We start from the raw sequence: 11,721 nt of genomic DNA, 5'->3' as shown, positions 1-11,721 counted from the left end.
GCCATGGAAGAGCCAGGGCGAGTTTCGCGCAGCCCCCTCGCCGGCGGTCACTGGGGGGTGGTCGCGGTCGCCGGCAGCACCCGTTCGATCCGGATGTCCCGGTCGCGCACGGCAAGAACGATCTCGCGCTCCGGATCGAGCCCCATATCGAGCAGCAGCAACGTCAGCCAGCGTTCGATCTTCGCCGCGCTGGCGGTGGTCACGTATTCGTAGCGCCGCACCGCGCCGCCGCCGCGCAGCAGGTCATGGCTGCGGTAGCCGGGGAACCCGTCGGTCATGACGTCGATGACCGACAGCGCCTCCTCGGTGGTGAGGTGGCGGAACGTCACCGTATAGACCGCCTCCAGCACCGGCGCGCCTGCCTCCACCGGCGCCGCCGTAGCCGAGTCCCGCGGGGCCAGGGCCGCCAGCTTGCGCGCCAGCACCGTACCGAGCTCGCTCGCCAGATCCCGCGCCCGCGCGGACACGGCGTGGGAGCCGCAGGCGGCGGTCAGGCACCGCCCCGGCACGGTCACCCTCTCCGTCGGCAGATCGACCGCGCCGAGAAACCGGTTGCTGCGCACATCATAGAGGTCGCCGGACAGGTGGAGATCGATCCGGGTGGCGTAGCGCAGGTCGCGATAGGTGCCTTCGATGCGGAACAGCAGCGCCGCCTGCACCCGGGACGCGGCCCGCTCGCTCGCATTCGCCAGCTTGGCCGCCTCCAGAACCTCGGTCTTGTCGCGATAGTCCCGCGCCGGCCAGCCGAGATCGGCGGCCACCGCCTCCTCGTCCACCACCCGGAAGCCCCGGCGATCCATGATCTCCTGCAGTTCGGTGACGACGCGGCGGAAAGCCGGATCGCCGCGCGGGATCAGGGCGTCATGGCCGTCCTCGCCGAGGACCAGCACCTTGAGCGGCCCGGTCCCGGACCCGCCCGCCCCCTCGCCGGCCCGGCCCAGATCCTGGGCGTTCCCGCGGGTCGCCGCCGAAGCGCAGGAAATCAACAATCCGCTGGCGATCGTCAACAGCAAGACCCGGCAGGCCATCTCCCTCACCTTCCTCATTTCCCGCCCTCCGCGCCGCGCCCCGCCCGCAGACCGGTGGGGACCTTCCCGGAGCCATGGACAGGCCAGGGCCATTTCCCGGCGCAGGGCCGGATCGTTCGCTTCCGCGCCGCCCGGTCGCCGTCCTTCTCAGTCGGCGGCGCGGATGCGGTAAGGCAGCACCGCCAGGCTCACCCGGGCCAGATCGAGACCGGCCAGGGCGTCGAGAAACGCGCTCATCTGCGCCGCGCCGGCGAGACTGGCATCGGCGCTTCCGGCCACGGCCGGCGCCAGCGTCTCGGCGGAAAACGGCACCGCGCTGGCGACGACCAGGATCGCCTCCACGCTCTCATCGGAGCCGGCGAGCGGTGCGACGGTGACCTGGGCATCGCCCGGGCCGGGGAGGTCGACCCGCCGGTCGGGCTCCATCGCCCGGGCAGCCGCGTCGGTCGGGGCGATCCGCACCACCGTGTCGTCGGCCTGCCAGGCATAGGCGGCGACATAGGCGCGCCCGCCCCGCAGCAGGATCCGCGCGCTGAGCGGCTCGCCGGGCCGGTACAACATCCGCGCCACCGCCGCCTCCAGGCGGGGCGCATCGGCGCCGCCCAGCCGCGCCAGCCGGGCGGCCAGGGTAGCGGTCCCGTCGCCGGCCGATGCCGCGCCCCAGATCTCCTCATGGGGCAGGACCCGGGCGAGGCTCCGCATGGCCTCGGCGATGTCGCGAGGGTCCCGACCAACCCGATGTCCGCCGCCGCCCTGCCCGTCGGCGACCAGGGCGGCGCGCGCCAGAATCCGGGCGGCGAAACGGATCTCGCGGGGATCGGTGCGGCCTGCAGGCCGGTAGGCTCCCGACGCCCGATACAGCCCCTCCCCGACCCGCCCGCCGGACCGGGTCAGCGGCAGAAATCCGTCGGGGATCGAGGCCAGCGCGATCCGCGCGGTGCCCTGCGTCTCGACCCGCTGCCGTCCCGTCCGCTCGAGAACCGCCCGGGCCTGCACATCCAGCCGCGCGCCCTGGTCCCAAAGGTCGAGGCTCAGGCGCACCACCCCCGAGGGCGCCGGCTTGCCCAGGTCGCGCAGCGGACGGGAGAGATACGGCGGCGGCTCGGCCAGACGGCGGATGAGATGCTCGCCGACCATCCCGGCCAGCCAGTCGGCGGCCGGACTGCGGATGCCGCGCTGATCGACCTGGACGACGATAGCTTCGGCGGGATCCGCCGCCAGCCGCAGCCCCTCGGCCAGCGCCACCCCGAGCCGGCGGGCGCCGGACTCCGCCCGGGCAAGGTCGGACCGTTCCAGGTCGGCCGGCAACGCCGTCGCCGGCAGCACCGCGAGCACCGCGCCGAGCTGCGGCCCGCGCAGGCCGATCAGGACCGCCGACAGGGACACCCCGCCGCGCCGTTCCGCCAGGGCCGGCACCACCACCGCATCGACCGCCGCCTCGGCCAGCTGACCTTTCGCGTCGGTGCCGGTGAAGCTCTCCCGCTCCTCCCAGACGGCGGGCAACTCGCTGCGGGTCAGCACGACGCCGCCGGTCGGCGCGCTCGCCACCAGGGCGGCGACGAGCGACCGCTCCGCCACGCCGAGCAGCGCGGCGGGCAGACCGCTGGCGTCGGGGTCGAGGGGACGCACGGCGATCCGGGCGTCGGGCGGCAGCGGGCTCCACAGACGCGCCGCCGGTTCGCTCAGCGCCGGCGCCCACCCATCCTCGGCACCGACGGCGGCCGGGAGCAGGAGCAAAGCCGCAAGCAGTGGCAGAATCCGGGCGGCGGGGGTCATCGCCACATCTTCTCCACCGACAGGCCTTGCGGCGCCACGGCGATCCGCATCATCGCCTCCGCCGTGTCCGAGACGCCGCCGCCCTGCCAGCGGTAGCGGATCGCCAGATCGAAAGTGTCGCCCGCGACCTGGACCACCCGGCGCTCGCTGATCTCCTTCATATGCTCGGCGAATTCGACCTGTGGCGGGTTGCCCCGCTGGTCCCAGACCGACCCCTGACGGGCGTAGAACTCCTGGATGGTCTGCCGGACGTCCTCCCAATGGGCGAGGACGAAGGCCTGCGCCTCGGCGACGGAGAGGCCCGGCGGCGGGTACTTGCCGTCCTGCATCCCCGGCAAGGGGGCGGGTAGTGGCGGGGCGGGCATCGGCGGGGCGGGTAGCGGCGCGGGGGCCCAGACGGATGGAGCCGGGGACGGCGGGCGGCGGAGATCAGGGACGATCACCGTCCTGGGATCGCCCTGCACGCTCGCCTTCTGCACCCGGCGATAGAGCCGGCGCGCGGCATAGGTCAGCGCATCGTCCAGATAGGCCTCCAGCTCGCCCAGGGTGACGGCCCCGTCGCCATTGCCGCCGGGCCCCGTGTCGGCGGCACCGCCGGCCAGGGCGTCCATCATGTGCCGGGTGAACAGACCGAGACGCCGCTCCTCGTCCCAGCTCGCGACCTGATCGCCCTGGGCGGCCGAGATCACCGCCATGCCCATCGGCTCGGCCGGTGCCTCGGTGCGGATATAGACCGGCGAGGCCGAGCGCAGCAGCCAGCCCGCGGCGGAATTGCCGGAGAAGCAGGCGTCCAGCATGACCAGGGTGGAGCGGATCTCCAGCCGGGACAGGTTGGCCAGGAGCAGGTCCAGGGAATAGCCGTTGATCTCCGGCGTGGCCGGATCGGCGTCGACCGGCAGCAGATAGCCGCGCTTGTCCCGCAGGCCCGGCACGCCGTGGCCGGAATAATAGACGAAGACGTCGGATACGCCGGGCTTCACCCAGGCCCAGAGCTTGCCTTTGTGATCCGTCCCGCTGCCAAAGACCGACAGCATCTCGGCCTGGGACGCGTTGCGCAGGTCGATAACGTTGCCCGGCCGGTACCCCAGCACCCCCACCGCCAGACGCCGAGCGGCCTGGGCATCGTTCTCGGCGTAACGGACCTCGGGCAGGCCATGGGCGTAGCGCCGGTTGCCGACGATGACGGCGATGGCGTCCCGGTTCTCGGCGACGCCGCCCGGCCGGATCTCCCGTATGGACGGGGCTGGGTTCGGAATGGCATGCACAGCCGCTGGATCGACCCGGCGCGCGTCCAAGGCCTGGACCGGAGCGGCCAGAACCACGGCCGCGACCAGGGCGGCGAACCATCCGACAATCGACCTGGGCGGCTGTTTCATGCGAGCTCCGGCGCCGCTGCACAACCATGACGTCAGGTCAGTGTAGCGAAACCAGAGCGGAACGGCACGCCCAGAGTGCGCTATTCCGTTCTTTTCTCAACCATCAGCACTATGCCGCCTTACGCCTGGCGAAAGCCTCGGCCAGCAGGCAGAGCTGCTCGAACAGGATGGTGGCGCCGAGCAGGGCGGTGTTGCCGCTCGGATCGAAGGGCGGGGAGACCTCCACCATGTCGCCGCCGATGAAATCGACGGCGGACAGGCCACGCAGCAGGTGCAGCGCCTCCGCCGCGGTGAAGCCGCCGAACTCGGGCGTGCCGGTGCCGGGGGCGTAGGCCGGGTCGCAGGCGTCGATATCGAAGCTGAGATAGGTCGGCCCGTCGCCCGCCACCTTCAGCGCCTCGGCAATCACCGCGTCGAGTCCCATGCCCGGAATCTCGTGCATGTAGATCACCCGCATGCCGCTCTCGTGGCTGAACGACCACTGGTCGCGGTCGTTGATGCCGCCGCGGATGCCGATCTGGATGGTGCGCTTGGGGTCGAGCACGCCCTCCTCCGCCGCCCGGCGGAAGGGTGCTCCGTGGTGGAAGCGCGAGCCGAAATAGTCGTCGCCGGTATCGGCATGGGCGTCGATATGGATCATGCCGACCGGCCGGTCCTTGCCGATCTGCCGCAGGATCGGCAGCGAGATCGAATGGTCGCCGCCGACCGACAGCGGCACCAAGCCGGCCGCAATGACCTGCTCGTAGAAGCGGTCGATCTCGCCATGCGCCCCTTCCAACTGGAACGGCCGCTCGATCACGCAGTCGCCGATATCCGCGATCCGGGCCAAGTCGTAGGGGCAGCAGCCGGTCGCCTGGTTGATCAGCCGCATCATGCTGGAGGAGTTGCGCACCTCGCGCGGACCGTGGCGCGCGCCCGGACGATTCGTGACCCCGCCGTCATACGGCACGCCGATCATCGCGATATCGACCGCGCTCCAGTCCTCGGCGAAGGGCACGCGCATGAAGGTCGGGATACCGGTATAGCGGGGCTTCTTGATCGGGTTGTCGCTCTGGGCCATCGGGGTTCTCCACACAGAAAATCGGGAAGAGTGTGGCCAGGGTGCGGGCCGGAGGCAATGCCGGCTCGGCGCTGCGCCCTTGCGGGTCTTGCCGCCGCGCCTTACCTGTAGACCCGCATCGGAGGAACCCATGGCCAACGCGTATTTCCACATCTTCGACGACCGCGGCGTCATCCGCATTGCCGGAGAGGATCGGGCGACCTTCCTCCAGGGCCTGGTGTCCAACGATGTCCTCAAGATCACGCCCGAGAAGGCCGGCTACGGGGCTTTCCTGACTGCCCAGGGCAAGTTCCTGTACGACTTCTTCCTGATCGACACCGGCGACGCCCTGCTGCTGGAAACCGCCGCCGACCGCATCCAGGAATTCTTCGGCAAGCTGCGGATGTACAAGCTGCGTTCCAAGGTCGAGCTGTCGGTCGAGTCCGCCGACTGGATCGTCGCAGCCGTCTTCGGCGCCGATAGCTTCGACGCGCTGTCGCTCCCGGCCGAACGCGGTGCGGCGAGCGGCTTCGCCGAGGGTCTGGCCTTCGTCGATCCGCGCCATGCCGATGCCGGCGCGCGGGTCCTGCTGCCGGAGATCACCGGGGGCGCCGCCCTGGAGGCCGCCGGCCTGAAGCCGACCGACCGCGCCGCCTACGACCGCCGTCGGGTCTCGATTGGCCTGCCGGACGGTGCCAAGGACATGGCGGTGGAGAAGACCGTGCTGCTGGAGGCCGGCTTCGAGGAACTGGGCGGCGTCGATTTCGACAAGGGCTGCTACATGGGCCAGGAACTCACCGCCCGCACCAAATACCGCGGCCTGGTGAAGCGCCGGCTGATGCCGATCATCATCAACGGCCCCCTGCCCGCGCCGGGCACCGAGATCACCCTGGACGGCCGCGAGGCCGGCGAAGTGCGCAGCGTCGTCGCCAATAACGGCGGCGGCAGCGAGGGCGGCGGCATGGGACTGGCGATGATCCGCCTCAACCGCCTGGACGAGGCCCTGCGCTCCGGCGACCCGCTGACCGCAGGCGAGGCGACCGTCATCCCGCACAAGCCGGACTGGGCACGGTTCTGAGCGCCGCGGGTATCTTTTCCCGCCGTTTCTAAACCGCCGCGTTCTTGACGCGATGCCACATCCCCCCGAAACCGACGCCGCCCGTCGCACCCGGCAAAACCGTGCTGCACGTGCGATATACTCTGCGCACTGACGCCGGCCCACGCGGCGTGTATGAGAGCGCTTCAATTCGGGGGTTGATCCAATGGACGCCAGCGCCGGTCGGCACGGACCGACCACCAAGCAACGCTATTCCCTCTTCGCCCTGGCGAAGAACGCGCTGAGCTATCACGAGGGATGGCAGCAGGCCTGGCGTTCGCCCGAGCCGAAGAAGGCGTATGACGTCATCATCGTCGGCGGCGGCGGTCACGGCCTGACCACCGCCTATTACCTCGCCAAGCTCCACGGTGTGCGCAACGTGGCGGTGCTGGAGAAGGGCTGGATCGGCGGCGGCAATACCGGCCGCAACACCACGATCATCCGCTCCGGCTATCTCTGGGACGAGTCGATCAAGCTCTACGAGCATGCCCTGAAGCTCTGGGAAGGCATGAGCCAGGAGCTGAACTTCAACGTCATGTTCAGCCAGCGCGGCGTCATCAACCTGGCCCATAGCGAGCACGAGTGGCGCGAGATGCGCCGCCGCTACGAGGCGATCCGGCTGAACGGCGTCGATATCGAGCTGGTGCTGCCGGACGATATCAAGAAGATGGTCCCGATCATCAACATCGATCCGGACATCCGTTATCCGGTGAAGGGCGGCATCCTGCAGAAGCGCGGCGGCACCGCCCGCCACGACGCGGTCGCCTGGGGCTATGCCCGCGCCGCCGACGAACTCGGTGTCGACATCATCCAGAACTGCGAGGTCACCGGCTTCGAGCGCGCGCCGGAGGGCCACATCATCGGCGTGCAGACGACCAAAGGCTTCATCGCCGCCAACAAGGTCGGCTGCGTGCCGGCCGGCCATTCCGGCGTGCTGGCCGAAATGGCGGGCTTCATGCTGCCGATCCAGGCCCGCCCGCTGCAGGCGCTGGTGTCGGAGCCGATCAAGCCGGTGATCGACAAGGTCGTCATGTCGAACGCCGTGCACATGTATATCAGCCAGTCCGACAAGGGAGAGCTGGTGCTCGGCGCCGGTACCGACGCCTACAATTCCTACGCCCAGCGCGGCTCGCCGAACCATCCCGAGCACCTGCTGGCGGCGACCGTCGAGCTGTACCCGATCACCTCGCGGCTGCGCATGCTGCGCCAGTGGGGCGGCATCGTCGACACCTGCCCGGACGCCTCGCCGATCATCTCCAAGACGCCGATCCCGGGCCTGTACTTCAACTGCGGCTGGGGCACCGGCGGGTTCAAGGCGACGCCGGGCTCCGGCCATGTCTTCGCCGACCTGATCGCCCATGACCGCCCCAATGCGCTTGCAGCACCCTTCTCGCTCGACCGGTTCCGCACGGGATACCTGGTCGACGAGCACGGCGCCGCCGGCGTGGCCCACTGAGCGGGAGGACCGAGAGATGCAACTGATCCCCTGCCCCTGGTGCGGCCCGCGCGACGACGCCGAGTTCCATTACGGCGCGGAGGCCCATGTGGCCCGTCCCGCCGACCCGACCGAGTGCAGCGATTCCGAGTGGGAGGCGTATCTCTACCTGCGCCGCAACACCAAGGGTCCGTTCGCCGAGCGCTGGATGCACACCAACGGCTGCCGGCGCTGGTTCAACGTGATCCGCGACACCTACACCCACGAGATCTTCGCCAGCTACAAGCCGGGCGAGCAGATGCCGGACATCGCTCAGCTCACCGCCAAGAAGGACACCTGACGTGAGCCGCCAGCCCAATCGTATTGCCTCCGGCGGCCGCATCGACCGGTCCCGGCCGCTCGGCTTCCGCTTCGACGGCAGGAGCTACACCGGCTATGCCGGCGACACGCTCGCCTCCGCCCTGCTGGCCAACGACGTCCATCTGGTCGGCCGCAGCTTCAAGTATCACCGGCCGCGCGGCATCCTCGGCATCGGTGCCGAGGAGCCCAATGCCCTCATCCAGCTCGCCCGCGGCAATCGCAGCGAGCCGAACCTGCGCGCCACCCAGATCGAACTATTCGACGGGCTCGACGCCGACAGCCAGAACCGCTGGCCGTCGCTGAAATACGACGTCGGCGCGGTGAACTCCGCCCTGCACCGGCTTTTCCCGGCCGGCTTCTACTACAAGACCTTCATGTGGCCGGCCTCCCTGTGGATGACCTACGAGGAGGTGATCCGCAATGCCGCCGGCCTCGGCAAGGCACCGGAAGGCCCGGACCCGGACCGCTACGAGCATATGCACGCCCATCCGGACGTGCTGATCGTCGGCGCCGGCCCGGCCGGTCTCGCCGCCGCTCTGGCGGCCGGACGCACCGGCGCGCGGGTGATCCTGGCCGACGAGCAGGCCGAATTCGGCGGCTCGCTGCTGGCCGAGGACGACGTGTTCATCGACGGCAAGCCGGGTCCCGACTGGGTCGCCGAGGTCGTCGCCGAACTGGCCTCCATGCCCGAGGTGACCTTGCTGCCGCGCACCTGCGTGCATGCCTATTTCGACCACAACTACCTGCTCGCCGCCGAGCGGGTGACCGACCATATCGGCGCGGTCGTCCCCAACACGCCCCGCCAGCGCCTGTGGAAGATCCGCGCCAAGCAGGTGGTGCTCGCCACCGGCACGCTGGAGCGGCCGCTGGTGTTCCGCGACAACGACCGGCCGGGCGTCATGCTGTCGACCGCCGCCCGCGGCTACGCGGTGCGCTACGGCGTGACCGCCGGGCGCAAGCCGCTGATCGTGACCGGCCATGACGACGGCTACCGCACCGCGCTGGCCTATGCGGCCCGCGGCGCACGGGTGGCCGCCATCGTCGATCTGCGCGCTGAACCCAAGGGCCCGCTGGTCGACGCCGCCCGCGAGAAGGGCATCGACATCCTGGCCGGCCATTCCGTCACCGGCACCTACGGCCATCATCGGGTCGAGGGGGTGGACGTCGCCGAGATGACCGCCGACGGCTCCGGTCTCGCCAAGGTCACCCGGCGGATCGGCTGCGACCTCGTCGCTATGTGCGGCGGCTTCAACCCGACGGTCCACCTGTTCAGCCAGAGCCGAGGCAAGCTGCACTGGGACGAGGAGATGGACGCGTTCGTTCCGGCCGCCGTGCACGACCCGAAGATGGCGCCGCAGGCCTCGGTCGGCGGATGTGCCGGCACCCTGACCGTCGCCCAGGCGGTCAAGGACGGCATCAAGGCCGGGCTCGACGCCGCCCGCGCCACCGGCAGCACAACCCGCCAGCCCGCCGCCCCGACGGTCGAGGAGCCCGGCACCACCGACCATCGCACGATCTGGGTCCTGCCCTCGGACCAGCCGGTCGGGCACAAGGGCAAGCATTTCGTCGACTTCCAGAACGACGTCACCGCCGCCGATCTGAACTTGGCGGCGCGCGAGGGCTACCGCTCCATCGAGCATGTGAAGCGCTACACCACCACCGGCATGGGCACCGACCAGGGCAAGACGTCCAACGTCAACGCCCTGGCCATCGTCGCAGCCACGCTCGGCACCGACATCCCAGCGGTCGGCACCACCACCTTCCGCCCGCCCTACACGCCGACGACCATCGGCGCCTATGGCGGCCGCGATATCGGCAAGCTGTTCGACCCGGTGCGCACCACCGCCGTCGATCCCTGGCACAAAGCCCATGGCGCCAAGTTCGAACATGTCGGCCAGTGGATGCGACCCTGGTACTATCCCAAGGCGGGCGAGACCATGCGCCAGGCGGTCGACCGCGAATGCATGGCGGCGCGCAACGCCGTCGGCATCCTGGACGCGTCCACCCTCGGCAAGATCGACGTACGCGGCAAGGATTCGGCCGAGTTCCTGAACCGGGTCTACACCAATGCCTGGCTGAAGCTCGGGGTCGGCAAGTGCCGCTACGGGCTGATGCTGAACGATGCCGGCTTCGTCATCGACGACGGGGTCACCACCCGGCTCGCCGACGACCATTTCCACATGACCACCACCACCGGCGGCGCGCCGCGGGTGCTCGCCCATCTGGAGGAGCATCTGCAGACCGAGTGGCCCGACCTGGAGGTCTATCTCACCTCGGTCACCGAGCAGTGGTCGGTCGCGTCCATCTGCGGTGCGAAGTGCCGCGAGCTGCTGGCCGAGCTGTGCGACGACATCGACCTGTCGAACGACGCCTTCCCGTTCATGGCGATGAAAGAGGGCACGGTGGCCGGCATCCCGGCCCGGGTCTACCGGATCTCCTTCACCGGCGAGCTCTCCTTCGAGATCAACGTGCCCCGGCGCTACGGCATGGCGCTGTGGGAGGCGCTGATGGCGGCGGGCGAGAAGCACAGCATCACGCCCTACGGCACCGAGGCGATGCACGTGCTGCGGGCCGAGCGCGGCTTCATCATCGTCGGCCAGGAGACCGACGGCTCGGTCACCCCGAGCGACCTCGCCATGGATTGGATCGTGTCGAAGACCAAGACCGACTTCATCGGCAAGCGCGGCCTGTTCCGCCCCGACCTGATGCTGCCCGACCGCAAGCAGCTCGTCGGCCTGCTGACCGAAAACCCGAACGAGGTGCTGCCGGAAGGGGCGCAGATCGTGGAGGATGTGAAGCCGCAGCCGCCCATGGTCATGCTCGGCCACGTCACCTCGTCCTACTATTCCGCCAATTGCGGCCGCTCGATCGCCATGGCCCTGGTCAAGGGCGGGCATGGCCGCAAGGGTGAGACCCTGTCGGTGCCGCTGGCCGGCAAGACCGTGAAGGTGACCGTGACCGATCCCGTGTTCTTCGACATCGAGGGGAGCCGCCGAGATGGCTGATACCGCACCCCAGGCTAACAGCCCGCTTTCCGGTCATATCGGCCCCGTCGGCGGCCCGCACCACGCGGGCGTGGTCTTGCGCGAGGTGGTCGGCCTGAGCCTGATCAATCTGCGCGGCGATGCCGACAAGGCCTTCGCCGGCCATGTGGAGACGGTGCTGGGTGCCGCCCTGCCGGTCACGCCCAACACCACGGCGCGCACCGAGGGCGTGTCGCTGATCTGGCTCGGCCCGGACGAGTGGCTGGCGGTCGCCGAGGACGGCGACAGCACCGCCCTGTGCGGCAAACTGGAAGCCGCCATGTCCCGGGTCCACCACGCGGTGGTCGACCTGTCCGACAACTACGCGGTGATCGAGCTCTCCGGGCATGCCGCCCGCTGGGTCTTGTCCAAGGGCTGGCCGCAGGACCTGCATCCCTCGGTCTTCAAGTCCGGCCAGTGCTCCCAGGGGCTGCTGGGCCGCGCCCAGATCGCCCTGGAGCAGACGGAGGAGGACGCCTACCGGCTGTTCGTCCGCCCGTCCTTCGCCGCCTATCTCTGGGACTGGCTGGTCGACGCTGGGGCCGATGTCGGAGTCCGCATCGCCCCCAGCTGACACTCTTCGCCTGA

At 70.0% G+C, this 11,721-nt stretch carries 9 protein-coding genes; 5 read left to right on the top strand and 4 right to left on the bottom strand.

Features of this window, described 5'->3' with window-relative positions:
• Window positions 1-47: 47 nt before the first annotated feature.
• The 4 genes from T8K17_RS13180 to speB all read right to left on the bottom strand — a co-directional run bounded on the left by T8K17_RS13180 (window position 48) and on the right by speB (window position 5,240).
• Window positions 48-1,046, bottom strand: coding sequence for a hypothetical protein (locus tag T8K17_RS13180; RefSeq protein ID WP_322330191.1), 999 nt, complete (start codon window positions 1,044-1,046; stop codon window positions 48-50).
• A 129-nt stretch (window positions 1,047-1,175) separates the two neighbouring features.
• Entirely contained in the window at window positions 1,176-2,804 is a 1,629-nt protein-coding gene (locus T8K17_RS13175) for a hypothetical protein (RefSeq protein ID WP_322330190.1), read from the bottom strand.
• On the bottom strand, window positions 2,801-4,180 hold the full coding sequence (locus tag T8K17_RS13170) for a caspase family protein (RefSeq protein WP_322330189.1): 1,380 nt from the start codon (window positions 4,178-4,180) through the stop codon (window positions 2,801-2,803). Before T8K17_RS13170 ends, T8K17_RS13175 begins: the two co-directional genes overlap by 4 nt.
• A 109-nt stretch (window positions 4,181-4,289) precedes the next feature.
• A complete protein-coding gene (gene speB, locus T8K17_RS13165) occupies window positions 4,290-5,240 on the bottom strand; it encodes an agmatinase (RefSeq protein WP_322330188.1) in 951 nt (316 codons plus the stop codon).
• 130 nt (window positions 5,241-5,370) lie between these two features.
• Here speB and T8K17_RS13160 point away from each other — a divergent pair, with 130 nt between their 5' ends.
• The 5 genes from T8K17_RS13160 (at window position 5,371) to T8K17_RS13140 (ending at window position 11,707) form a co-directional block, all read left to right on the top strand.
• The gene (locus T8K17_RS13160) at window positions 5,371-6,297 is read left to right on the top strand and encodes a folate-binding protein (RefSeq protein WP_322330187.1); all 927 of its coding nucleotides are present in this window, start codon (window positions 5,371-5,373) and stop codon (window positions 6,295-6,297) included.
• A 184-nt stretch (window positions 6,298-6,481) separates the two neighbouring features.
• The gene (locus tag T8K17_RS13155) at window positions 6,482-7,771 is read left to right on the top strand and encodes a sarcosine oxidase subunit beta family protein (RefSeq protein WP_322330186.1); all 1,290 of its coding nucleotides are present in this window, start codon (window positions 6,482-6,484) and stop codon (window positions 7,769-7,771) included.
• Between the two features lie 16 nt (window positions 7,772-7,787).
• Window positions 7,788-8,090, top strand: a complete 303-nt coding sequence (locus tag T8K17_RS13150; RefSeq protein WP_322330185.1) for a sarcosine oxidase subunit delta — start codon at window positions 7,788-7,790, stop codon at window positions 8,088-8,090.
• 1 nt (window position 8,091) lies between these two features.
• Complete coding sequence (locus T8K17_RS13145; RefSeq protein ID WP_322330184.1) at window positions 8,092-11,115, top strand: sarcosine oxidase subunit alpha family protein; 3,024 nt, start codon at window positions 8,092-8,094, stop codon at window positions 11,113-11,115.
• Complete coding sequence (locus tag T8K17_RS13140) at window positions 11,108-11,707, top strand: sarcosine oxidase subunit gamma (RefSeq protein WP_322330183.1); 600 nt, start codon at window positions 11,108-11,110, stop codon at window positions 11,705-11,707. The genes T8K17_RS13145 and T8K17_RS13140 overlap by 8 nt, the downstream gene beginning before the upstream one ends.
• Window positions 11,708-11,721: the final 14 nt, after the last annotated feature.

Source organism: Thalassobaculum sp. OXR-137 (assembly GCF_034377285.1).
Lineage (GTDB): Bacteria > Pseudomonadota > Alphaproteobacteria > Thalassobaculales > Thalassobaculaceae > Thalassobaculum.
Note: the sequence above shows the minus strand (reverse complement) of the source record. Positions and strands in the feature narration are given on the sequence as shown.

Bases quoted from the DNA above. Each gene is read 5' to 3' on its own strand.
- T8K17_RS13155 (WP_322330186.1), top strand. From the start codon at position 6,482: ATGGACGCCAGCGCCGGTCGGCACGGACCGACCACCAAGCAACGCTAT.
- T8K17_RS13170 (WP_322330189.1), bottom strand. From the start codon at position 4,180: ATGAAACAGCCGCCCAGGTCGATTGTCGGATGGTTCGCCGCCCTGGTC.
- T8K17_RS13175 (WP_322330190.1), bottom strand. From the start codon at position 2,804: ATGACCCCCGCCGCCCGGATTCTGCCACTGCTTGCGGCTTTGCTCCTG.
- T8K17_RS13160 (WP_322330187.1), top strand. From the start codon at position 5,371: ATGGCCAACGCGTATTTCCACATCTTCGACGACCGCGGCGTCATCCGC.
- speB (WP_322330188.1), bottom strand. From the start codon at position 5,240: ATGGCCCAGAGCGACAACCCGATCAAGAAGCCCCGCTATACCGGTATC.
- T8K17_RS13140 (WP_322330183.1), top strand. From the start codon at position 11,108: ATGGCTGATACCGCACCCCAGGCTAACAGCCCGCTTTCCGGTCATATC.
- T8K17_RS13150 (WP_322330185.1), top strand. From the start codon at position 7,788: ATGCAACTGATCCCCTGCCCCTGGTGCGGCCCGCGCGACGACGCCGAG.
- T8K17_RS13180 (WP_322330191.1), bottom strand. From the start codon at position 1,046: ATGAGGAAGGTGAGGGAGATGGCCTGCCGGGTCTTGCTGTTGACGATC.